Source organism: Pseudoxanthomonas sp. PXM03 (assembly GCF_014852005.1).
Taxonomy (GTDB): Bacteria; Pseudomonadota; Gammaproteobacteria; order Xanthomonadales; family Xanthomonadaceae; genus Pseudoxanthomonas_A.
This window is the reverse complement of record NZ_JACVAU010000002.1, coordinates 1,104,432-1,128,923: the sequence shown is the minus strand read 5'-3', so window position 1 is coordinate 1,128,923 and position 24,492 is coordinate 1,104,432. Positions and strand designations below refer to the sequence as shown.

At 66.7% G+C, this 24,492-nt stretch carries 14 protein-coding genes; 8 read left to right on the top strand and 6 right to left on the bottom strand.

Going from position 1 to position 24,492, the window contains the following annotated elements; all coding sequences use genetic code 11:
* Positions 1-67: 67 nt before the first annotated feature.
* From IB223_RS14115 to IB223_RS14100, 4 genes are all read right to left on the bottom strand, one after another.
* Entirely contained in the window at positions 68-322 is a 255-nt protein-coding gene (locus tag IB223_RS14115; protein WP_343227202.1) for a hypothetical protein, read from the bottom strand.
* On the bottom strand, positions 319-9,021 hold the full coding sequence (locus IB223_RS14110; RefSeq protein WP_192202324.1) for a glycoside hydrolase family 94 protein: 8,703 nt from the start codon (positions 9,019-9,021) through the stop codon (positions 319-321). Before IB223_RS14110 ends, IB223_RS14115 begins: the two co-directional genes overlap by 4 nt.
* A 216-nt stretch (positions 9,022-9,237) precedes the next feature.
* On the bottom strand, positions 9,238-10,638 hold the full coding sequence (locus IB223_RS14105) for a HAMP domain-containing sensor histidine kinase (RefSeq protein ID WP_192202323.1): 1,401 nt from the start codon (positions 10,636-10,638) through the stop codon (positions 9,238-9,240).
* Positions 10,638-11,303 (bottom strand): response regulator transcription factor, encoded by a 666-nt coding sequence (locus IB223_RS14100; protein WP_192202322.1) that lies wholly within the window; start codon positions 11,301-11,303, stop codon positions 10,638-10,640. Before IB223_RS14100 ends, IB223_RS14105 begins: the two co-directional genes overlap by 1 nt.
* Positions 11,304-11,647: 344 nt before the next feature.
* Here IB223_RS14100 and IB223_RS14095 point away from each other — a divergent pair, with 344 nt between their 5' ends.
* The 7 genes from IB223_RS14095 to IB223_RS14065 all read left to right on the top strand — a co-directional run bounded on the left by IB223_RS14095 (position 11,648) and on the right by IB223_RS14065 (position 19,669).
* Complete coding sequence (locus tag IB223_RS14095; RefSeq protein ID WP_255431488.1) at positions 11,648-12,652, top strand: SDR family oxidoreductase; 1,005 nt, start codon at positions 11,648-11,650, stop codon at positions 12,650-12,652.
* Between the two features lie 39 nt (positions 12,653-12,691).
* Positions 12,692-14,107 (top strand): MFS transporter, encoded by a 1,416-nt coding sequence (locus IB223_RS14090; RefSeq protein ID WP_192202320.1) that lies wholly within the window; start codon positions 12,692-12,694, stop codon positions 14,105-14,107.
* Positions 14,108-14,214: 107 nt separating this feature from the next.
* The gene (locus IB223_RS14085; RefSeq protein ID WP_225591041.1) at positions 14,215-15,270 is read left to right on the top strand and encodes an SDR family oxidoreductase; all 1,056 of its coding nucleotides are present in this window, start codon (positions 14,215-14,217) and stop codon (positions 15,268-15,270) included.
* A 136-nt stretch (positions 15,271-15,406) separates the two neighbouring features.
* Positions 15,407-16,261, top strand: coding sequence for a DUF2306 domain-containing protein (locus IB223_RS14080; protein ID WP_192202319.1), 855 nt, complete (start codon positions 15,407-15,409; stop codon positions 16,259-16,261).
* Between the two features lie 113 nt (positions 16,262-16,374).
* Positions 16,375-17,316: an SDR family oxidoreductase gene (locus IB223_RS14075; protein WP_192202318.1), complete on the top strand. Its 942-nt coding sequence runs from the start codon at positions 16,375-16,377 to the stop codon at positions 17,314-17,316.
* A 61-nt stretch (positions 17,317-17,377) separates the two neighbouring features.
* Positions 17,378-18,733, top strand: a complete 1,356-nt coding sequence (locus IB223_RS14070; protein ID WP_225591040.1) for a hypothetical protein — start codon at positions 17,378-17,380, stop codon at positions 18,731-18,733.
* Between the two features lie 426 nt (positions 18,734-19,159).
* Positions 19,160-19,669: an HIT family protein gene (locus tag IB223_RS14065; RefSeq protein ID WP_192202317.1), complete on the top strand. Its 510-nt coding sequence runs from the start codon at positions 19,160-19,162 to the stop codon at positions 19,667-19,669.
* Positions 19,670-20,045: 376 nt separating this feature from the next.
* Here IB223_RS14065 and IB223_RS14060 read toward each other — a convergent pair whose 3' ends face one another.
* Entirely contained in the window at positions 20,046-20,828 is a 783-nt protein-coding gene (locus tag IB223_RS14060; protein ID WP_192202316.1) for an autotransporter outer membrane beta-barrel domain-containing protein, read from the bottom strand.
* Positions 20,829-21,376: 548 nt separating this feature from the next.
* Complete coding sequence (locus tag IB223_RS14055) at positions 21,377-21,661, bottom strand: hypothetical protein (RefSeq protein WP_192202315.1); 285 nt, start codon at positions 21,659-21,661, stop codon at positions 21,377-21,379.
* 168 nt (positions 21,662-21,829) lie between these two features.
* On the opposite strand from IB223_RS14055, the gene IB223_RS14050 reads away from it, so the two are divergent.
* Positions 21,830-24,454: a TonB-dependent receptor gene (locus tag IB223_RS14050; protein WP_192202314.1), complete on the top strand. Its 2,625-nt coding sequence runs from the start codon at positions 21,830-21,832 to the stop codon at positions 24,452-24,454.
* The last annotated feature ends 38 nt before the right edge of the window (positions 24,455-24,492 follow it).

Below are 24,492 nucleotides of genomic sequence, written 5' to 3'. Positions count from 1 at the left end.
TGGGGCGCACAGTGTCGCAGCCGCTGCTGCGCGATGCCACGCGCTGGCGGCGTTCGCGCCGTGGCGCCTACCGCATTCCATCCTGCGGCGATGTTCCGCGTGCGTCCCGGCCGGGCGCCGCTTTGCCGTGGGTGGCAAGCATCGCATCCAGCCGCAGCTGCACATGATCGCGGTCGTGGTCGGCGGCGTCGCCCAGGATGTCCAGCGCCAGCGCTTCGAACTGCGGCCAGAACTGCGCCTCGTGGCGGAGGTGCTGCAGCCAGGGCGGCAGCATTGCCGCCAGGCGATCCAGGTCCGCGTCGAGTTGCGCGCGCGATTTCACGCCGGTGCGCGCGGCCAGCGCGCCTCCACGCGATGCACGCCGCCGTCGTCCACCAGCGCGAACCGGACGCCGGACTGCTCCGCGCCGTCCACCCGCAACGTCGCCGTGCCGCCATCGACCTGTTGCACGGAGATGATGTACAGGCTGCTCCCGAAGCGGTAGCGAAGTTCGTACGCCGGCCAGTCGCGAGGCAGGCAGGGCGCGAGTGCAAGCTCGCCACCGACGCGCTGCAGTCCCAGCAGCGACTCGGTCAGCAGGCGGTACATCCAGCCGGCGGAACCGGTGTACCAGGTCCAGCCGCCGCGGCCCACATGGGGCGCCACGCCGTAGACATCGGCGGCCAGCACGTACGGCTCCACCCTGTAGAGCGCGGTCGAGGCGGGATCCTGCGCGTGGTTGATGGGATTGATCATGCGCGCCAGTTCCCATGCGCGCTCCGTGTCGCCCTGGCGCGCGAACGCCATCGCGGCCCACACCGCAGCGTGGGTGTACTGGCCGCCGTTCTCGCGCACGCCCGGCACGTAGCCGCGGATGTAGCCGGGATCCTTCGGCGTCTTGTCGAAGGGAGGATCGAGCAGCTGGATCAGGCCCGCCTCGCGCTTCACGAGGTAGCGGTCCAGCGACGCCATGGCCTGCGTGGCGCGGGCCGCATCCGCCGCACCCGACAGGACCGACCAGCTCTGCGAGATCGAATCGATCCTGCATTCATCGCTCTGGCGCGAGCCCAGCGGCGTGCCATCGTCGAACCAGGCCCGCCGGTACCACTCGCCGTCCCAGGCATGCGCTTCCAGGTTCCCGCGCAGGCGCTCGGCGTGCTCCGCGCATTCGTCGGCGAATGCCTCATCGCCGCGCAGGCGCGCAACGGAGATGAAGCGCTGCAGCGTGTCGTACAGGAAGAAGCCCAGCCATACGCTTTCGCCACGTCCCGCTTCGCCGACGCGGTTCATGCCATCGTTCCAGTCGCCGGTCGCGATCAGGGGCAGGCCGCGCTCGCCGAGCAGGCTGCAGCCACGCCGGAGCGCCAGCACGCAATGCCGGTAGAACGACTGCCGCAGGTACGACGTCGCCGGCATGTCGTAATAGGACTCCTCGTCGGGATTGACCGGGCGTCCATCGACGAAGCCCACGTCCTCGTCCAGCACGCTGGCATCGCCCGTCACTTCCAGGTAGCGGCAGGTCGCGAACGGCAGCCACAGATAGTCGTCCGAACAGCGTGTCCGCACGCCGCGTCCCTGCGGGGGATGCCACCAGTGCAGCACATCGCCCTGCGGGAACTGGTGGGCGGCGCACAGCAACAGGTGCGCGCGGGTCAACGCGGGCCTGGCATGCAACGTCGCCATGGTGTCCTGCAACTGGTCGCGGAAGCCGAACGCGCCACCGGACTGGTAATAGCCGCTGCGTGCCACGTAGCGGCATGCGAGCGTCTGATACATCAGCCAGCCATTCACCAGCGCATCCACACTGGGGTCGGGCGTGCTGACCTGCACCGAGGTGAGCAGCCCGCGCCAGTGGATACGCACGGCGTCCAGGGCATCGTGCGCGCGCTGCACGCCCTGCACGCGCCGCGCGAGTTGCAGCGTTTCCTCGTGGTCCTTGCCCATGCCCAGCCGGAACACCGTCTCCGACGCTTCGCCATCGAGCAGGGAGAACGGCACCTGGATGGCGGCGCAAGGATCGAGCCCCACGCCCAGGCGGCCGGACAGGCGTTCGCGCTGCATCGCCGCCGGAGCGCCCATGCTGCCGTTGCGTCCGAGGAACTCCGTGCGATCGCCGGTGAAGCTGCAGCCACTGGCGTCGGTGTCGAAGAAGGCGACCCGGCCACCGAACTCCGTGTTGTACGGGTTGCGTGCCGTCAGTACGCCGCTGCCGGCATCCTGCTCGGTGATGACGTGCATCTGCGACTTCACGCGCAGGTCGCCCAGCACCCATTCCACGTAACCGGTCGCGGAAAGCCGGCGAGCGCGGCCCGACAGGTTGCGCACCTTCAGCACCGAGTACTTGACCGCATCCTCGACCGCCACGTACACCCACAATTCGCTGGCGATGCCGTCCTCGACATGCTCGTACACGCTGTAGCCGAAGCCATGGCGCGTGCGGTATGCACCGCGTCCCCGGCATGGCAGCGGCAGCGGCGACCACACCTGCCCGGTGTCCTCGTCGCGCAGGTAGAATGCTTCGCCACCGCTGTCGGCGACCGGGTCGTTGTGCCACGGCGTGAGGCGGAATTCGTGGGCATTCTCGAACCACGTGTAGCCGGCCATGCTTTCGCTGACGACCGTGCCCAACCGGTCGTTGGCGAGTACGTTGGACCACGGTGCCGGTGTCGGACTGCCTTCGCGCGTGACGATCACGTACTCGCGTCCATCGGCAGCGAACGCGCCGGTGCCGTTGTCGTGCAGGAATGCGGTGGCCACGGCTTCGAATGGCCACGCATCGTCGCCTTCGTCGACATCGGCGGGCGGGGGCAGTCCGGTCGCGGCTTCCAGTTCCGGAAGCGCTGCGCGCTCTTCCCGCGGGCCTTCGGCCAACAGCGCCGGCATCAGGCGTTCGGCCGGTTCGCGACGGCCGATCTGGGATGCCAGCGAGCCCGACTGGTCGCTGACGATCACCCGCGCCACCGATTGCAGCAGGATGCGGTCCTCCTGCGACATCTGGTGGCCGGGGCGCACGAAGATGCCGCCCGGTCGATCCAGTACGTTCGCCTCCGGATCGGCCGAGATCATGCCCAGGATCTGGTCCTGCAACTGCTGGCGATAGCCGGCCTGGCTCTCGTTCCAGATCACCAGGTCTGCGCGCAGGCCCTTCAGACGCCAATAGGCGTGTGCCTGCACCATCTGGCGGACCAGGTCGATGTTGTCGGCATCGGAAATCTGCAGCAGCACGATGGGCAGGTCGCCGGAGATCGCGTGGCCCCACAGTCCGGACTGGCCACGCTGGTTCTGCAGCAGCACGTCGGCATCGGCGCGCAGCAACGGATGCGCGTACACGATGAGACCAGCCAGCCGCTCGTAGAGCTGCGCGTCGGCCTGGGAGGCGTTGATCTGGCGCCTCACCACCTGGCTGTGGGTCCATGCCAGGTCGAAGACGCGGTCGGCCAGGCGGCGGTCCCGGTACTTGTCGATCAGGTCGGTGCACGCATCGCGGTCCAGGCCCACGCCGTGGACCATGTCGATCATCGCGGTCTGCCCTGGCGCGAGTTCGATCCGGCAGCGGATCGCCACGATGGGATCCAGTACCGAGCCTTCGCTGTCCGAGAGCGCCTCCTGGTCCGTGAGCGCATGCGGCGAGCGGGGTGTGTTGCCGCGGCCCAGGAAGCGTGCGCGGTCGGTCTCGTACGAGATCGTGCTGATGTCGGCATCGTGCACCGCCACCAGGTGGAACATCCACGGCGGCACTTCATCGTGCGCGCGCGGCCGGCGCGTGCACAGCAGTGCCTGCTTCTCGCGCACGATCTCCGATTGCACGAACAGGTTGCTGAAGGCCGGGTGCAGTTCGTCGGCAATGGCGGGCGCCAGCACCACCTCGGCATACGTGGTGATCTCGATGGTGCGCGTGCGCCGGCTGCGGTTGCTCAGGCGCAACCGGCGCAGTTCGATGTCGTCCTCGGCGGAGATGGCGATCTCCAGATGGCTTTCGTAGCCGCGCTTGCGTCCGCGGAACTCGGCCTTGGCATCGGAGAAGATCGCTTCGTACTGGTCGACGGGCACGCAGGTGGGTTGCAGCGAGGTGGACCAGTACTCGCTGCTCTCCACGTCGCGCAGGTAGCAGAAGCTGCCCCAGTTGTCGCGCGTGCCGTCCTCGCGCCAGCGCGTGACCGCCATGTCGCGATGGCGGCTGTACCCGCCGCCGGCACTGGTCAGCAGGCCGTGGTAGCGCCCGTTGGAGAGCAACTGCACGGCGGGGCGCGAGGTGCCCGGGTCGCGGAAGATCCGCAGCTGGGTTTCCGACTCGGTCGGCGCGGCGCGCGTGCCGAGCGTTTCGGCTTCGTGCGGGTGGAACACACCCGTATGCGGGATGCGCTCCTGCAGCAACAACAGGGTGGCCTGGAATTCGGCATCGGCGACGAAGCGCCGCTGCATCGGCTGCTGGCGCAGCAGGTGGACGAGCGAAAGGAATCCCATGCCCTGGTGATGGGCCATGAAGGAGCGCACCACCACGCATTCCTGTCCGGGCGGAACGCGGGCCGGCGTGTAGTCGATGGCTTCGTACAGTCCGAAGTGTCCACCGAACCCCAGCGCGTCGAGCCGCTGCAGGTTCTCGCACGCGGCTTCCGGCGCCACCATCAACGCCATCATGCTGGCGTACGGCGCGATGACCAGGTCCTGGCCCAGCCCCCGCTTCAGGCCCAGCCCCGGGACGCCGAACGCACGGTACTGGTAGTTCATGCGTGCGTCGACGGTGTTGTAGCCCGACTCGGAGATGCCCCACGGCACGTCATGCCGCGCACCGTGCGCGATCTGCGCGTCCACGGCGTGTCGCGACGTCTGGTCCAGCAGCGTGTCCGGGTAGCTGGGCATGACCAGCTGCGGCATCAGGTACTCGAACATCGAACCGCTCCACGACAGCAGCGTGGCGTCGCCGTTGACCTCGGTCAGCAGGCGGCCCAGCGCGAACCAGCTTTCCTGCGGCAACTGGCCCTGCGCGATCGCGACGAAACTGCACAGGCGCGCCTCCGAGGCGAGCAGGTCGTAGAAGCCGCTGTCGAGCCGGTGTTCGTCCAGGTTGTAGCCGATCACGAGCAGATGGCGCGCGCGGTCGTAGAGGAAGTCGTATTCCATCAGCGAGAACTGCCCGGCGATGTGCGCCAGGCGTTCCAGCTGGTGGATCCGTTCGCGCGCGCGCCGGCCTGCCAGCGGGCTGGTGGACCCGTCCTGCAGTTCGCGCAAGGTCGGAATGCGCTGGCCATCGCCGGTGCCGGCGTCGGGCGACAGGAATTGCAGTTCCGCATGCGCGGATCGGCAGCCTTCGACCAGTGCCGTCGGCCAGTGATGGGGATGCCCACCGTCGGTGTCGGGCATCGGCCATGCCTGCGCGATGTCATCGGCTTGCGCCGCCAGCCGCGCCAGCACGCGTTCGGCTTCCTCGACGGTCGCGGGCGGTTCCCGTTGCGCCTGCGCCAGTGACGTACGGAATGCGTCCAGGGCAGCAGGCAGCGTGTCGCCTTCCGCACGCACGCCCTGGCGCGCGTCTTCCAGCACGGCCAGGGTATCGGCCAGCCCGTTGAACGTGCCGGGCGCCAGCACGGGCGCGTCGACCAGGGCCAGCAGGCCCTGGCGCAGCGTCAGCAGATGGCCTGCCAGGTTGCCGCTGTCGACGGTGGAGATGTACGCCGGTGGCAGGGGCTGCAGCGTCGCGGTGTCGTACCAGTTGTAGAAGTGCCCGCGATGGCGCGGCAGCGCATCCAGTGTGTCGAACACCAGGCGCGTACGCGCCATCACGCCGCCGGTCTGCAGGTAGCCGAAATCGTGGGCGGCGAGGTTGGCCAGCAGCGACAGTCCGATGTTGGTGGGTGACGTGCGCCGCGCCACCACCAGCGTGGGGTGTTCCTGCACGTTGTCGGGCGGGAGCCAGTGATCCTCCGCGCGTACATAGGTCTCGAAGAACGCCCAGGTGCGCCGCGACAGCGTCCCGAGGAACGCCAGCTGCGTGGCGGACAGCTTCCCGTCGCGCTGGCCGGGCGGGCGCCCCAGCCACGCCATGATGGCCGGCGACACCAGCCAGAGCGCCAGCAGCGGGGCGGCGACCCACAACGCATCCGGCTGCTTCAACGCCAGCAATGCGGCGATGGCGGCGGCGATCAGGGGGGCTGGCGCCATGCTCAGCAGTTCGGCCTTGATGCCGCTGCCCAGGCTGCGCTCCACCTCGCTGGACGGATTCCATTGCAGCAGATGCCTGCGCGTGACCAGCAGGCGCCACAGCGTGCGTACGATGGCGCCCAGGCTGAAGAAGGCTTCGTAAGGCAGGCAGGCCACGTTCACCGCGGCGCGCAGCAGTTGCCGCAGGCTCGATCGGCCCACTTGCAGCAGATGCGTTTCCAGCGGCATGTCCACCGGGATGACGAAGACATCGCGGAGCGCGGGAACCAGCACGGGCAGCGCCCAGAGGCTCAGCAGCCATGCTGTCCACACGAGGGGGTCGGGCGAGAACAGCCAGCCCAGCACCAGCAGCACCGTGGTCGCCGCCGGCACCAGGCTCCGGCGCAGGTTGTCGAGCAGCTTGCCGCGCGACAGCCACGAGAGCGGGTTGCGTTCACGCCCGCCTCCGTGGCGCGGCACCCAGGGCAGCAACCATGGCAACAACTGCCAGTCGCCACGGATCCAGCGATAGCGCCGTTTCACGTCGGCCGCGTAGCGCGACGGATAGTCCTCGAACAGACGCACGTCGCTGACCAGGCCGGCACGCGCATAGCAGCCTTCGAGCAGGTCATGGCTGAGGATGCGGTTGTCGGGGAAGCGGTCGGCGAGTGCGTGCTCGAATGCATCCACGTCGTAGATGCCCTTGCCGACGAAGGAGCCTTCGCCGAACAGGTCCTGATACACATCCGAGACCGTGCGCGTGTACGGATCGATCCCGGGCTCGCTGCCAAACATGCGCGCGTAGCGCGAGTTCGGTCGCCCACTGAGGCTGGTGCCGACGCTGGGTTGGAGGATGCCGTAGCCTCGCACGACGCGGCGATGATGCTGATCGAATGCCGCCTGGTTGAGCGGGTGCGACAACGTGCCGGCGAACTCGCGCGCCGCATCGCGCGGCAAGCGCGTGTCCGTGTCCAGGGTGATCACGTAGCGTACCTGCGACAGCACGCCGGTGTTGCCGGTCACCTGCAGGAACTCGTCCGTGTTTCCACCACGCAGGAGCCGGTTCAGGGCCGCCAGCTTGCCGCGCTTGCGTTCGTAGCCCATCCAGCGCCGCTCGCGCGCATTCCACTGGCGTGGCCGGTGGAACAGGAAGAACAGGTCGCCGCCGCCAACCTCCGCCCGCTCCGGTGCATAGCGCCGGTTGAGCTGTTCGATCCGTTCCGCCGCACGCGCGACCAGGGCGGCATCGCCCGGCAGCGAGGCATCGTCCGCATCCAGGAAATCGGTGAGCAGCGCGAAATGCAGGTGGCGGTCGCGATTGGCCAGGAAGCGCACTTCCAGCGCCTCGACGAGGCTGTCCACGCCTTCGGCACTGCCCAGCATGCTGGGCACCACCACCAGCGTGCGCGATGTCGCCGGGATGCCTTTGGAGAAATCCATCCTGGGCAACGGCCTTGGCGGTACGAGCAGGGTCGCCGCCCAGTTCACCAGTGCGATGCCCAGTTCGCTGAAAGCGAGCAGGGCGAGTGCGATCAACAGCCAGACCGGCACGCCCTGGAGGGGGGATCCGGCCGTCAGCAGACCATAGGTGAACAGTCCGATGATCGCGGCGATGGGCGTCAGATAGGCCAGCAGGGGAATGCGGCGCGGACGCAGGCGTACCCGTCGCCCGCCGGCGAGGAACTCCGCCACTGCAGCCTGGGTACGGGCAACGCCGTCGTCCACGAGATAGAAGCCGACATGGGCCTGGTAGCCCATCGGATCGGACGCAGCGGCGGACTGCGCCAGTTGCAGGGCGATGTCCGCCACGTCCTTTTCGCCCACGTCGGCCAGGCGGGCGATTTTCTCGACCACATGCCGATAGCTGTCGCGCGTGCTGAAATCCATCAGCGCATAGGTGCGGGCCGGGTCTTCGCGCAGGGTGCGCTCGACCACGCTCATGTCCTCCACGAACTCCCGCCAGTCCATGTTCGCCAGGAAGCGCAGGCTGCCGATGCTGTTGCTGATGGACACCTGGTCCGCCGCCTGCTGCTGGCTTTCCAGGTGGACCAGTTCCTCGATGCGCTGGCCGCCGTCGGCGACCCATTGTTCGAGCCAGGTGATCGGCATGGACGACACGCCGCCCCGCCCCTGCAGGCCGCGCATCAGTTCGGAAACGAACGCGCCGGTCAGCGGTGGATCCGAGCGCGCCATGTCGGCGATCACCAGCACCACGTCCTTGGGGCTCTCCGCTGCGGTGCGGTTGAGCTGCCCGGCCCACTCGCTGGCCAGCCTGTGGTCGGCGCCATCGCGCATCACGCGCACCGCCATGCGGCGCAGATTGTCGATCAGCGCCAGCCGCAACATGATCGGGATGGCCCACAGCTCGCCGAGCTTCAGCGGGGTGATGGACTGGTAGGCGGCGAAGAAGCGGCTGAGGGTTTCCGCATCGATGCGGCCGTCGCCATGCGCGATCGCTTCCTGCGAGAGGTCGTAGACGCGCGGCAGGCCGGAGGAGGGACCTTGGCTCAGCGAGGGAAGCTGGCGGCTGTAGCCCTTGGGCAGATGCCGCCGCGCGGTGAGTACCTGTTCTTCCACCAGGTAGTAGTTGTCCAGCAACCACTCGCCGGCCGGCGTGATGCGCATGTCGTCCTGGACCATCCGCGTGAGCAGTGCGCAGACGTCATCCAGCAGGCCTTCGTTCTCGCCCAGACGGTCAAGCAGGCGTTCCGGCCCTGGACGCGTGTGTATCCGGTGCGCGCGCGCCAGCGCGCGGCCGTGCATTTCCATCTGCTCGACGTTGAACAGCTGCGAGCGCAAGGGTGCTTCCGCACCCAGGGGCTTCTTGGTGGCCGCGCGGCGCCAGCGCCACAAGCGTCGACGCAGGCGCAACCAGTGGCTGAAGACCCTCCAGACCTGGGGCATCGGACATCCTGTGAGGGCGGGGCAACCGACGTGGAGCCCATCCTTGCATGCACGTCGGGACGCTGACGTGAAGGGGGTCAGTGCGTGAGGCGGGAGCTGCGGCAGCGGGCCTCGGACCCTGCCGCCCAGGAGCTGGGATTCTTGCCAGAGTGCGGGGTGCCCCGCTGCTGCTGCCCGTTCCCTCCCCGGGACGGGGCAGGGTGATCCGAATGTCCGCTACATGGTTGCCGGGGTGGCATGGCGTTGTGCCGCCGCCAGGGGAAACCGGATCTCGATGCCGAAGCCACGGCCATCCAGTCCGGTACCGCAGTGCAGCCGGCCACCGTGCGATGCGACCACCCGTTCCACCAGCGCGAGGCCCATGCCGACGCCTTGCACGCCATGACCGCGACCGACACGGTAGAAGCGCTCGAACATGCGCGCGTGTTCGCTTTCGGGGATGCCGGGGCCATCGTCGGCCACGACCAGGGTGGCCGCATGTCCTGATCCACTGCTCCCGATCCGCGTTTCGATGCGCACGCGCGCACCTGGCCCACCGTGGCGCAGGGCGTTGTCGATCAGGTTGCGCAGCAGGATCCCCAGATCGTCGATGTCGCCGTGCACGGGTGCATGGCTCACCTCCAGCTCGATCGACTGGCCGTTCCGCGCTGCAGACAGACCGAACTCATCGGCCACCATCCCGGCGACCAGCGCAAGGTCCACGTCCTGCGTGCGGGTGCTGGCGACACCGGCGTCCACCCGTGCTGCATCGAGCAGTTGCTGCGCGAGCCTCGAGGTGCGCTCGATGCCCGCGATGAGGTGATCGAGGGCGTCGCTCGCGTCGTCGCGATCGCCTGCGTTCTGCAATACCTGCGCCTGGGTCAGCAGCGCCGCCAGCGGGGTGCGCAGCTCATGCGCCGCTTCGCCGAGGAAGGCGCGCTCATGCTGCAGTGCCTGTGCCAGCCGCATCATCAACTGGTTGAACGCACGGATCAGTGGCGCGAATTCATCCGGCAGGCCGCGTTCGGGAATCGGCGCCAGGTCCAGCGATGTCCGCGTCGCAATAGCGTCGCTGAGGACGAGCACCGGCCGCAGCGACCAGTGGATCACCGACCAGATCGCCAGGCCGATGGCGCAGAGCAGGAGAAGCGCCGTGCCCAGGCTCGCGCCCAGCCACTTCCGCAACTCCGCCTGCAATGCGGACTGCGGCAGGCCGACCTGCACCTGCACCCGATGCTGCGCGTCGCTGACGGCGAACACGCGCCAGGCGGCGCCGGCGATGGTGACCTCCGAGAAACCGTCCACAAGGCTCGCGACCATCGCATGCTCCGGCGCCGGTCGCGACGACATCAGGCGCCGGCCGGTGCCGTGCTCCCAGACCTGGAAGCCGAGCGCGGCGAACTTTCCGTTCGCGGGCATCGAGGCGGTGTCGAGTTCGAACGGCGCCTGCTGGCCGGCGACCGTGATGTCCGAGGGCAGGGATTGCAGGATCTGCTCGGCGACATTGCGCAACATGCCATCGGCCTCGCCGCATTGCCGCGCGGACATGTCCAGGTACTGCAGCGCGAACCCCGTGGACCAGGCAACCAGCAGGACAGCGGCCAGCGCCACAAGCAGCCGCGTACGCAGCGCGCGCATCACGCTTCGTCCCCGGCGCGGTAACCGAGACCGACTTCCGTCACCACCACGCCATCACCCAGTTTCCGCCGCAACTGGTGCACGTAGACCGCGACGACATTGCTGCCGACCTCCGTGCCGCCGCGGTAGAGGCAGTCCTGCAACTGGTCGCGGCTCAACACGCGACCACGCGCCTCGAACAACACCTGCAGGATGCGGAACTCGTTGGCGCTCAGGCCGATGCGCTTGCCGTTGAGATACGCGGTGCTCGCGCCGGGGTCCACCTCGACACCGCGCCAACGCAGTACCGGCGTCACCTTGCCGCGCGTGCGACGCAGCACCGCGCGAAGTCGTGCCAGCATTTCGTCGCGCTGGAACGGTTTGACAATGTAGTCGTCCGCGCCCGCATCGAGGCCGCGGATGCGGTCGCTCAGCTGGTCGCGCGCGGTGATGATCAGGACGGGCGTCGCGTCGTGGCGTTCGCGCATTGTCGCCAGCACATCCAGTCCGGAACCGCGCGCGAGGCCGAGATCGAGCAGCACGGCGACAAAGCCGTGGTCGACGAGCGCGGCCTCCGCCGATCGCGCGTCCTCGTGGCGCACCACGCGCCACCCTTCCTGCCCGAGTGCTGCCGTCAATGCCCGGCCGAGCATGAGGTCGTCTTCGACGAGGAGGATCGTGTCCATGGTGGAGGCGGTCTGCGAAGCGATCGGCGATGGTCGTCCTCCGGCTTTAAGACCGGATTAATGCCGATGCCGAAGCGTTCCATCGCACGCGTTGCGCGACGGCGCGACGCTGCCGTGCGCCTTAAACGCATCTTAATCGCGGCCTCTGACACTGCAGTGCCTGCTGCTCTCACGCAGGCCACTCCCCCGAACCGTCTCTTCACCGTGAGGTGCCGCCCGTGGTCAACCGGCTTGCGTTCCGTCTTTCCTCTCACCGTCGAACGGACACGGCGACCACCACGCCCAGGCACGCGTCGCGACCGGCACGTTTCCGGTGGCGGATGCTCCTTGCATCGGTCGGTGCACTGCTTCTTTCCGCCTGCGCGGCAAGTGGTTCGGTCGCACAGGATGCGCCCAGGCCGGACTGGAGCGCGTCCGACATGCCGTCGCAGGTCGGACGGGTGTTCCTGGTGACGGGTGGAACGAGCGGCATCGGCTACGAAAGCGCCAAGGCGCTGGCGGCGGCGGGCGCGCAGGTGATCATCGTGGCGCGCAACGCGGAACGAGGTGAAGCCGCGATCGCGAGCATCCGCAATGAAACGCCGAATGCCAGTATCCGCTTCGAATCACTGGACCTCGCCGACCTGGCGTCGGTCCATGCACTGAGCAGCCGCCTCAATGCGACGTTGCCGCGTCTCGATGGCCTTATCAACAACGCGGGCATCATGGAGCCGCCGCAGCGAGACACATCCGCTGACGGCTACGAGATGCAGTTCGCGGTCAACTACCTGGGCCACTTCGCATTGACTGCGGAGCTGCTGCCGCTGTTGCGGAAGTCGGATGCTCCGCGGGTGGTGACGCTGTCCAGCATCGCCGCCCGCCGCGGCACGCTCCACTTCGATGATCTCCAGTTCGAACAGGACTACGATCCCGCGGACGCATACCAGCAGTCCAAGCTGGCGTGCCTGATGTTCGCCCGCGAACTGCAGCGTCGCAGCGATGCGCAGGGCTGGGGCCTCCAGAGCATCGCATCCCATCCGGGCGTGTCGCGCACCAACCTGCAGGTCAACAACGGTTTCGTGCGTCGCAGCGTAATGAGGTTCGTGTTGCAGCCGGCCGCGCGCGGCGCATTGCCGACGCTGTATGCCTCGACCGCACCCGATGCACGTGGCGGCGGCTACTACGGGCCGACCGGGATGATGGAACTGCGTGGCCCGCTTGGCTTCGCCCGCGTGCCCGAGGCGGCGACGGATGCGCAGGCGGCCTCACGCCTGTGGACGCTGAGCGAAGCCCTCAGCGCCACCCGGTTTCCCTCGAGGTCCGACCGCATGAGCGCGTCCCTCCCGGTAGTGGATCGTCCATCCCGCTGACGACCCGGCCATCCGGCACTCTCGACCCAGGATCCCTTGATGCCCCCCACCACGACAACGTCGCCCGCATCGCGCCGCCCACGCCTGCTGCAGACCCTGTTCAATCTTCGCCGCGATGAAGTCGGGCCGGTGCTGATCGGCGCGGTGTTCTTCTTCTGTGTACTGACCGCATTGATGCTGCTGCGGCCAGCGCGTGATGCGCTGGGCATGGAGCGTGGCATCGAGAGCATCCGCTGGCTGTTCGTCGGTACGGCCGTGGCGACGCTGGCGGTCAATCCGCTGTTCGGCTGGCTGGTCGGACGCCTGCGGCGACTGCAGTTCATCGGCGTGACCTACGGCTTCTTCATCGCGAGCCTGATCGGGTTCTGGGCTCTGCTGATGTTCGCACCGGGTGCCATCGGCCAGCGCAGCGGCCAGGTGTTCTATGTGTGGTTCAGCGTGTTCAACCTGTTCGTGACCATGGTGTTCTGGGCCTTGCTGGCCGATCGTTTCACCAGCGAGCAGGGCAAGCGCTTCTTCGCACTGATCTCGGTGGGCGGCACGCTCGGGGCGATACTCGGGCCTTGGCTCACGTCGCAACTCGCCGTGCCCCTCGGCACACCCAGCCTGCTGCTGGTCGCCGGCGGCTTTCTTCTCGTGGCGTTGTTCGCGGCATGGCTGCTGGTGCATGTGGTGCCGGATCGCGCGACCGCCGACGCTCCTGTCCACGCGCCCCGGTTCGCTGCCGAATCCGAACGCATCGGCGGCAGTGCATGGGCCGGCCTCGTGGCCGTGTTCCGGTCGCGCTACCTGACCGCCATCGCGGGTTACGTTCTGCTGATGACCGTGCTCGCCACGTTCATCTACTTCACCCGACTGCAGATGGTCGCGGCGGTGTCGGACAGCATGGATGCGCGCGCGGCGATCCTCGGCAACATCGACATGTGGACCCAGGTCGCCGTGCTGGTGCTGCAACTTACCCTGACCGGCAAGATCATCCAGCGCTTCGGTCTGGGCGTGGCGCTGGCGATCCTACCGGTCGCCACCGCGCTCGGCTTCATCGGATTGGCGATCTATGGTTCGTTCGTCGTGCTGGTCCTGCTCGAGGCCACCAACCGCGCCGTGCAGCGCGGCATCACGCGACCGGCACGCGAGGCGTTGTTCACCGTGGTGAGCCGCGAGGAAAAGTACAAGGCCAAAGCCTTCGTCGATACGTTCATGTACCGCACCGGCGATGTGGTCGGTGCGCAGACCGAAGGTGCGCTCGGTCGGCTGGGGCTGGCCCTGGGCGGACTGGCCAGCGTGGTCGTGCCGCTGGCGTTTGCGTGGGCCGTGATCGGCATCTGGCTGGGGCGCGCGCATGCACGGCGCGCCGCATCGGTGATGGCGGATGAAACGACTCCTTCCACGCAGCACGACGCGATGTCTCCCGCGCAGCGCGCTCCACATCCCACCACTGCCCACCCCGAGGGCTGAAACATGGTGGAAACAACTTCCCCGACCTTCATGAAGTGCCGGGCCTGAGCAGGCACGTCTGATGCGTTCCCGCGACTACCCCCCAACCCCACTGCGAGGAAACACCCATGATCACTGAACGAAACGTCCCATCCGGCTCCGCCACCCCGTCGACATGGCGGGGGCGGATCGCCGCCTTCGGCCTGCTGCTGGGCAGCGTGATGGCGACGGATGCCATCGCGCAAACGCCGCCGCCGCCGACCTGGAGCACGGCCGACATGCCCTCGCAGAAGGGGCGCATTTTCCTGGTCACCGGCGGCACCAGCGGCATGGGATTCGAGGACGCGAAGGCGCTGGCGTCTTCCGGCGCCCGTGTTGTCATTGCCGCACGAAACCCGCAGCGCGGGCGCGAAGCGATCGACAGGATCAGGCAGGACGTCCCGGATGCACAGGTGCAGTTCGAAGCCGTCGACCTGGCCGACCTGTCATCGGTGCGCGACCTGGGCAAGCGCCTGGGCGCCACGTTGCCGCGACTGGATGGATTGATCAACAACGCGGCGATCATGGCGCCGCCGGAGCGCGGCACGTCCGTGGACGGACTGGAAATGCAGTTCGCCACCAATTATGCCGGACACTTCGTCCTGACCGCCGAGCTGTTGCCGCTGCTGCGCAAGAGCGACGCGCCGCGCGTGGTCACGCTGTCGAGCATCGCCATCCACCGCGGCTCCATCAACCTCGATGACCTGCAGTCCACCGGTGCTTATGTGCCGATGGCGACCTACGCCCAGTCGAAGCTGGCGTGCCTCATGTTCGCGTTCGAACTGCAGCGGCGCAGCGAGGCCGGCGGCTGGGGCATCCAGAGCATGGCCGCCCATCCCGGTGTCGCTGTGACCGAACTGGTCGCCCGCGGCCCCGGACTCGACAGCGAACAGGGACGCCAGTGGTCCAGCAACCGCGCGCATCTGCAGACTGCAGCGATGGGTGCCATTTCAACGTTGTACGCCGCGACCGCACCCACTGCGCAAGGCGGGGTCTATTACGGACCGACGGGCCCCAACGAAATCGCCGGCCCGCTGGGCGTGGCCACCGTTCCGGCCGCCGCCCGCGATGCCACGACGGCGGCCCGTCTGTGGGACCTGACCGAAGAGATCACGGGCACGCGTTTCCCGACGCGCAGCCGCTGATCGCGCCGCCGCCGGGCGACGCATCGGCAGCATGCAGACGGCGCGACGCAGGCACGCATGGCGAGTGTGGTGAGGCTCAAGCAGCTTCCTTGCACCTCGCAAGCACACAACACGCGACAGGAACATGCGCATGGACATGAGCAGGAAATCGGGCAGACCGTTCGGGTCCGCTGGCACCGATGTCGTGCAGGGCTTCGCATCGCGATGGAGCGCGGCGTTGCTGTTCACCACGAGCTGGATCAGTGGCCTTGTCTTTGCCGCGTATATCGTCGCGTTCTTCGGCGGCGTCCTGCTGGCGGGCGCGGGCGAGCGGTGGAACGAATCCCTGCCGGGTCTCTACGACAGGGCATCGCCGATGGCCATCGTCGCCATCGGCGTGCATTTAGTGGCGGGTGCCGTGCTGCTCCTGCTTGGACCGGTGCAGTTCATCGGCCGTCTGCGGCGGAGCGTTCCTGCGCTGCACCGCTGGCTCGGTCGTCTCTACGTTGTCTCGGCCGCGCTGGCGGGTGTCGGCGGACTCGGGTTCATCCTCGCGAAGGGCACGGTGGGAGGTCCGGTGATGGACATCGGATTCGCTCTCTACGGGGCCTTGATGGTGATGTGTGCGGGCCTGGCGTTCTTCCACGCCCGCGCCCGCCGCGTCACGCAGCACCGCGCCTGGGCCATCCGGTTGTTCGCGCTGACCGTCGGCTCATGGCTCTACCGGATGGAATACGGCGCGTGGTTCCTCGTGGCCGGCGGCGCCGGCACGGGAAGGGGATTCACGGGGTGGTTCGACATGGTCATGGCGTTCTTCTTCTACATCCCCAACCTCATCGTTGCCGAGCACGTCATCCGTTCGCATCGCAGCAGCCAGGGTGCACTGGCCAGGATCGGCTCCGCGACGCTGATGGTCGCCGCCAGCATCTTCATCGCGTTCGTGACGTGGATCTTCGTCAACGGCGCCTGGGGGCGACGCATGATCAGTGGCCTCATGGAAGCTTCGCTCTAGACAGAGTCGCGCGCCGGGGCACGGCATGCGTCTCGTTGACCATGCCGGCCCCGGAGCCGTGGTGCGCGCGCATCGACCCCCCCTTACCCCCAACAACCTTCGAGGTGATCGACATGACAGGCTGGACAGCATCAGACATTCCCTCCCAGATCGGGCGGACCGCCGTCGTCACGGGCACCGGCGGCGTCGGTTTCCAGGTCGCCCTTGCGCTGGCCCGGGCCGGCGCCAACGTCATCGTGGCGGGCCGGAATCCTTTGAAGGGGGCGGCGGCGGTCGAGCAGGTGCGCCAGCATGTCCCGTTCGCGCACGTGCGTTTCGGCGCCGTGGACCTGGCGAGCCTGGAGTCCATCGAGGCGTTCGCCGACACCCTGCACCGCTCGCACGGCAGTCTCGATCTGCTGGTCAACAATGCGGCGGTGATGGCACCGCCGCAACGGCGGGAAACCGCCGATGGATTCGAGCTCCAGTTCGGCACGAATCACCTGGGGCATTTCGCGCTGACCGCGCAGTTGCTGCCGCTGCTGCGACAGGGACGCGAAGCGCGCGTCGTGAGCCTGTCGAGCGTGGCGGCCAGGAATGGAACGATCGACTTCGCCGACCTGCAATCCAAGCGTCGGTACACGCCGATGGCGGCCTACAGCCAGTCGAAGCTCGCCTGCCTCATGTTCGCGTTCGAACTGCAGCGCCGCAGCGCGAAGGAAGGGTGGGGCATCCAGAGCATCGCGGCGCATCCGGGCATCTCGCGCACGGACCTCCTGCCCAATGGGGCGGGCGCCCGCAGCGTGCCGGGAATGGCGCGGCGATACCTGTGGTTCCTCTTCCAGCCCGCCGAACAGGGTGCCTTGCCGCCGCTGTTCGCCGCGACTGCGCCGGGCGCGGCAGCGGGCGGGTATTACGGGCCGGACAAACTCGGGGAGACGCGCGGTCACCCGCGGCTGGCCACGATTCCTCCGCAGGCCATGGACACCGACGTGGCGGAGCGCTTGTGGCAGGCATCGGAACGCTTGACCGCATCCGTCTTCGACCCGGGTGGCGGACACCGCGCGACGTCCTGATGCCGCGCTGCGCGGATAGCCACGGGGCGCAGGGAAAAACGTGGCGTTGCAGGAGATTCGCATGACCGGGTCCGTTCCCCGGGCATCGTGGGGGCGGCCGCTGCGCTGGATGAAGACGCTTTTAGATGTACGCCGGAACGAAGTCGGTCCGGTGGTGATCGCCGCGTGTGGATTTTTCTTCGTGCTGACCGCCCTGATGCTGCTCCGGCCGGTGCGCGACGCCATCGGCATGGTGCGCGGGGTGGAGACCATCCGGTGGCTGTTCATGACGACCGCCGTGGTGACACTGGCGTTGAATCCCGTGTTCGGTTTCCTGGTGGGTCGTCTTCGACGGCCGCTGTTCGTGGCGGCGACCTACGGCTTCTTCTGCCTGACGCTGGTGGTGTTCTGGGTGCTGTTGACGTTCGCCCCGTTCGCCATCGCTCAGGGAGGGGGACAGGCGTTCTATGTCTGGTTCAGCGTCATCAACGTGTTCGGCACCATGGTGTTCTGGGCGCTGGTGTCCGACCACTTCACCCGCGAGCAAAGCGCTCGCTTGTTCGCACTGATCGCGATCGGCGGCACGCTGGGCGCGGTGTTCGGCCCTTGGTTGACGTCCCGGCTCGCGGAGCCTCTCGGCGCCATCCACCTCCTGCCGGTTTCAGCGTTCTTCCTGTCGCTGGGTGCTCTGGCCGCATGGCGGCTGGCGCACATCACGCCAAGCCCCCTGGAAGCGCGCATGGAGGGGGAAGCGCACGCGTCGCATGACCACGCGCCGATAGGCGGCGGTGCATGGGATGGCCTGCATGCGGTGGTCCGGTCGCCCTATCTCGCCGGTATCGCGGGCTATGTGTTGCTGATGGCGATGATGGCGACGTTCGTCTATCTCACGCGCCTGCAACTGGTTGTGGGTGTGGCGGCAGAGCCTGATGCGATGGCGGCGTTGCTGGCACGCATCGACATGTGGACCCAGGTGGTCTTCCTCGCGCTGCAGGTCGCGATGGCGACGCGGTTCACCCGGCGTGTCGACACAGGACACGCGCTGGTGCTCCTGCCACTGGCCACCGCGCTCGGGTTCGCGAGCCTGGCGGCGCAGGGCGCCCTCCTCGTTCTGTTCCTGCTCGATGCCGCCAACAGGGCAGTGCAGCGTGGCGTCGCCCGACCTGCGCGCGAGATGCTGTTCACCGTGGTGCCGCGCAATGACAAGTACAAGGCGAAGGCCTTCATCGACACGTTCGTGTATCGCATGGGTGATGTCCTGGGCGCGCAGATGGAAAGAACGTTGGCGGGAGCTGGGGGGGCCGTGGGCGGCCTCGCGGGCGTCGCCGTTCTGCTGGCGCTGGCATGGGCCGTACTGGCGATGTGGCTCGGTCGCCTCCATGGCAAACGCGGGGACCTCGCGCCACCCGGTGCCGGCCCTTTTTCCGGGAGACAGTGATCGACCAGGAGCGCCTTCGCACGCGAAGACGTCGGGCTGGAATGCCCGCCGGACAGGTGTGGTATCTGCTCTTCGCCACGGATTCAATCGAGGTTCGACGGACCGTTGCCGCATGCCACCTCGTCGCGGCAGGTGGCGGATCGGCAGCCTCAGGATCGAGCTGCATCCACGTCACAGCCCGCCATGCGCTACGCTGTAGGCAAGTCGTGTAACCCGCCAATTGCAGTGTTGGCAACGTGTCCTGCAAGGGCCCGACAACCCAGGGGACCGGTCGCTTCGAGACCGTGATCCTGGCGCATCGAGCGCGAGGTCGAGGCGTCGCTGGAGCGTGGCTTGGTGAACCATCCAGGCCGATGTCGCTCCGCGGTGCGGTCTGTTCCATGCGTCGGGCCGCCTGCGGAACATCAGCTCAACCGGAGAGGGCAAATGATCGAACTTCCCACAAGAGAGCCGTGCGACCTTTGCGTGGCGGCGCGCGAAGAGAGATGGAAGGTCATCGATGAAAGCGAACATACCTTGACCGTGATCAATCCATGGCAATTCGAAGTTGGCCAGTGCTGCGTCATCACCCGTCGGCATGTAGCGACGCTGCTCGATCTTTCTGGCCAGGAATGCGCGGCCGTCATGGTCTCGGCAAAAAGAGTCGCAGAGGCGCTCGTCAAGACGTATCGGCCGCTGGGAATACTGACGTTCCAGAACAACGGAGTCTTCAGCGGACAGGAAACGCCGCACTTCCATTTCCATGTCGTCCCCCGACAGAAGGGCAGTGACTGGGGCGTGGGCCCCCCTCAACTCGCTACCTTCGATGGCGCAGGACGCACACGGGGTACGTCACACGATCCCCGCGGGGATGCACAACGTCGAGAGCGAGTCCAGGTTTCCGCCGGGCAACTTGCTGAAACCGTGGACCTGATCCGTTCCAGCCTGCCGGAGTAGTGCTCGGGCTCAGGTCTGGAAGCGCTGGGCTCACTGCGGATACAGACCGTTGGCAATCTGGGAGCTGGTTAAAGCCGAGGCCGCTCCGTTCCGGAAAAGAAGCAGGCAAATGCGCTCGCCCCTGTTTTCCTCCGCTGCCCGACGCGCACTAATCCTAGCGATGGGTGATGTCTGCTTGTGGCCGAGGGCGGACATTGATCCAGTTAAACGGAGGCACCTGCCTGGTGGGTGCCTCCGTTGCGTCAGGAATTGACGTTGAGCTTTGGCTTTTAGCCAAACCTTCCGTGGAAACCGGGGTGACCCGTGCAGCTTGATCCTCGCTGCTGACGTCAGGCGTGGGCGGCGGGCACGTGGCCGTGCCCGCCGTCGGACGTTCTCAAAAGTCCCAGCGGCCGGTGATGGACAACGGCACTGAGACACGGCTGCCGGTATCGTTGATGGCCGCCAGTCCGAGCCCGGCGATCGCGGAATCGTCGTCGGAAAGATCATCGATGTAGTTCACCCCTGCGGCGAGTGTCATGCTGAAGCGCTCGGTGAACGAGATATTGGCGCCGGCCTCGAGCCCGCCGCTCAGCGCCCAGCCCTTCTCGTAGAACGGCGCATCCGGGATCGTGATCGCGGCGTCGGGTATCTCGAAGGTGGCCCGGATGACATCGGTTTCGGTCGCACCCACTCGCGCCGCGACGAACGGCCTGACCCGGCCTCCGTCGCGAAAGAAGCGCCGGTAACCCACCTCCCACGTGTATGCGTCATAGCTCGAGAACCTGCCGAAGACGTCGAGCTCGGTATCGAGCGCCGGCACGTAGGCGGCACCGACGCGCACGCGACCATCCTCGGCGCTGGTTTCCCTCGCCTGAAGGAATACTTCGCTCCGTTCACTCAGTCCATAGCCCACTTCCAGGCCCAACGACCTGGCCGTGCCGTAGATCTGCTCGTGGCTACGGGAGCGAATGCGCAACTCCGCGCTGACACCTGCCAGTGCGGGATTCAACGGACCGAGATCCGGCACCGGCGCCACGGCGCCGGAGTGGACGTCGCCGCTGACCGGAAAGTCGGCGCCGCCGAATACCGACATCGAGAATTTTCCCTGCTCGGGACCTGCCGCGAATGCCGGTCCAGCCGCCATCAGCAAGGCAGCGCCAAGAAGTTTGATCTGCATGTGCCTCTCCCATCAGAACGGGTGACGCCTACCCACTGTAGGCACGTGCTTTACGCAAGAAGGGTGGATGTGGATTCAACGAGGCGCTGGACGTAAGCGCCCTTTCAGAGCTCCTCACGCCGCGTCCACGTTGCTGTACGCACTTGCCGTTTGTCCGCGTACCTCGGTTTGGTTCGGCTGCTGCATCCGACGTGCATGGGGCGACGTATGTCACGCCAGACGCTGCGCGCCGTCTGCGCCGCACACGCCAGGGAGGTCCGCTTCCGACCCAAAGCAGACATCGATCTTTCGCGAACTCAACCTCCTACAGAGATCCGTCGACTCAGTGGTCTCGAACCCCCTGACAAGAGCAAATCGGGATCAGCATGCAGATTGCCCCGAGGAAATCCCATCCCTATCGGGAATCAATACATGACGGATTGCTACTTCATGTCGCCGTCGCGCTGGTCTACACATAGGCTGCCCGCTCCAGTCGAGCTTAGGTTTATGGCACGGGAACCATAGGCCGGCATGCTTCAGGCGCGTTCTTACCCTTTCCGCAGCCTGTTTCAATGATCGACGGGAAGCCACGACTGGAGCGGGCGGCTTGATAAAGGGGCCTGATCGCCACGCTCATCTTTCCTTGCAGTGTGCGCCCTGAAGGCGGCAGCGAGCTGCTCATCAATATGGTCGTGGTGTTCCGGCGCGGCCAGTCGCAGCATTGCTGCGGTCAAGTTTGTCCATATCTCTGCGCGCGACGCTGTGGAGGTCTCATACAGGATGTCGAGTCTCTCGCCGATCTCGTCAATGGGGACATCGATCTCTGGAAGTGGTTTGAAAGGAGCTCCGGTCATGGGGCATCTCTCCAGGTTCCTATCGGCTCGTAGTGGGCATGGAGTGCGGACGTGATGACAGCCATCGCGACAGTGGTTCGTGATGCATAAGAGCATGAAGAATGTTCATTTCGCTTAACGGAACCTGCGTGGCTCACTTCGCTTCCCCACGTCACTCCGGATTTCTAGATGCCCCGTGCAGTTCCTTTGGCCGCCGCCATTGCGGCCGTGCTTTCGCTCGCCCCCGATGTTGTCCACGCCCAGGACGCGGCGGCCACCGCCGACAGCAAGACACTCCCCGCCGTCGTTGTGACGGGCTCCAACATCGGTCGCGCCGATGCAGAAGGACCCAATCCGGTTCAGGTCATCAACCGCCAGCAGATCGAAGCATCGGGCAAGGCAACTGTTGCGGATCTGCTGCGTTCGATCTCGGCTAACACGGGCAATGCGTCCAACGAAACCAGCAACAGCGGCTGGGCTTCGGGTTCGGCTGGCATCGGCCTGCGCGGCCTCTCGCAGAAGAACACCCTGGTCCTGCTCAATGGTCGCCGGCTGGCGAACTATGGCTTCCCGGCGAACGGCCTGTCCGACACCTTCGTCAATCTCAATGCACTGCCTCTGGTGGCGGTGGAGCGAGTGGAGGTCCTGAAGGACGGTGCATCGGCGGTCTACGGCTCGGATGCCGTGGCGGGCGTAGTGAACATCATCACGAGGCAGAACTTCGAAGGCCTGGATATCGGCGGCCGCATCGGCACCTCCGATGAAGGCGGCCTCGACGAGCGCCAAGCCAAGCTGATCGGCGGGTTCGGCGACATCGACAGCGATGGCTACAACATCTTGTACAGCGTGGACTACTACGACCGTGATCGTCTCGACCAGAGCGAGCGCTCGCTGACGAAGTCCGGCATCTACTCAGGTCCCGGCGGTCGCTGGAACGGATGGTCGGCCAAGGGCGCGCGTTTCCTGGTCAATGGCGTCTCGGTACCGTTGCTGGAAGCCAACGGCAACTGCCCGGAAGGCACGGTGCTGACCGCCAGCGCACCCATCGATGGCCTGGCCGGCAACACCTGCGCCTTCAACCAGGCCGACTACACCACGCTGATCCCGGCGACCGAACGCCTACAGGGCTACGTCAACGGTACCTTCCGCATCAACGACAACCTTGAGGCCTTCGGCGAGGCGCATTACAGCTACATCCGTGGTACGTCCTGGTTCGGTTCGAGCCCGTTCTTCACGCTGGAGAGCGGCCGCTTCGCACTGAATGCGGAAACCGGCCTGGCCGAGCCCGTGCCAGCGATCCTGCCTGCCAACAATCCCTACAATCCGTATGGCGTGGCGACGCCCATCGAGTACACCTTCTTCAACTTGGGCGCTTCGATCAAGACCAACCGCTCCGACTCGTATCGGGTTCTGGGCGGATTGCGCGGGCGCCTGGGCGATTGGGATTGGGAAACCGCCGCCTTCGCCGCGCGCAGCAAGGAGGAGGAGGTCGTCGCCGGGGGGTTCGCAAATCGCTGGGCGCTGTATGACGCGCTCAACAACGGCACTTACAACCTGCACGATCCTTCTGCCACGCCGCAGACGGTGTTGGATGCCATTGCCCTGAGCACCACGCGTCCGGCCGACTCGAAGCTGACCGGTGCCGATGCCAAGATCATCGGGCAGTTGTTCGAACTGCCCGCCGGGCGCGTGGGCTTCGCTGCCGGCGTCGAATGGCGGCGTGAGGAACTGGTGTCGCGCAATCCCTGGCAGATCGATGCCGGCCTGCAGATCCGCCCGGCCATCGCGGCCGTGGATGGCAGCCGCGATGTCGCCGCCGCATACGCCGAGTTCAATATTCCCCTGCACTCCACGCTGGAGTTGCAGGTGGCCGGTCGTGGCGACCATTACAGCGATTTCGGCGAGGCGTTCTCGCCCAAGGTCAGTCTGCGCTGGCAGCCGTTCGACGCCTTGCTGCTCCGCGCGGCGGCATCCCGCGGATTCCGCGCACCCTCGCTGTCGGAGAATGCCGCCAGCACCAACATATCCTACGGTTCGGTCGTCGATCCGCACGATCCGGATGTGCCAGGTTCGCGCCAAAATCCGACGTTCTTTACGGTGGGCAACACCAATCTGGACCCGGAACGCACCCATAGCTACAACGCGGGCTTTGTGCTTTCGCCGTGGGCCGACACCAGCCTGAGCGTGGACTGGTACCGGATCGAGCTGGACAACCTGATCGGTACCGGCAACAGCGCCACGATCGTGCAGGAGAACGATCCAGCCAACGTCATCCGCGACGCACGCGGCAAGCTGCTGGCGGTCTACAACCGCTACCAGAACCTGACCGAGCTGAAGACCTCAGGTATCGATGTGGAGCTGCGCCAGCGTTGGCGCACCACCGCAGCGGGCGAGTTCGGGATCTCTAGCGCCTACACCCACGTGCTCGAGTATCGCCGGCAGAACACCGTGGGCGGTCCGCTGGTCGACTATGCGGGCAACAACCTCAGCTTCACGCTGCCGCGGAACAAGGCGACCACGACGGCGGACTGGAATTTCCGGGACTTCACCACGGCGCTGACCTGGTACCACACCGGCGGCTACGCGCAGACGCGCAGCACGGCGCAGTCGCGGGTGGACGGCTACGACCAGTTCGATCTGTACTTCGCTTGGAGCGGCCTGGACAAGCTGACGCTCTACGCCAAGGTACAGAACCTGCTGGACGAGGAGCCGCCGTATGACGCTTCTTTCCCCGGCATCCGCGCGCCCTACGACTTCTCCCAGTACGACCTGCGTGGGCGCTACTTCTCGGTGGGCTTCGACTACCGATTCTGACATGTAGGCGGCCGCACCACGGTCGCCTCACTTTCCTC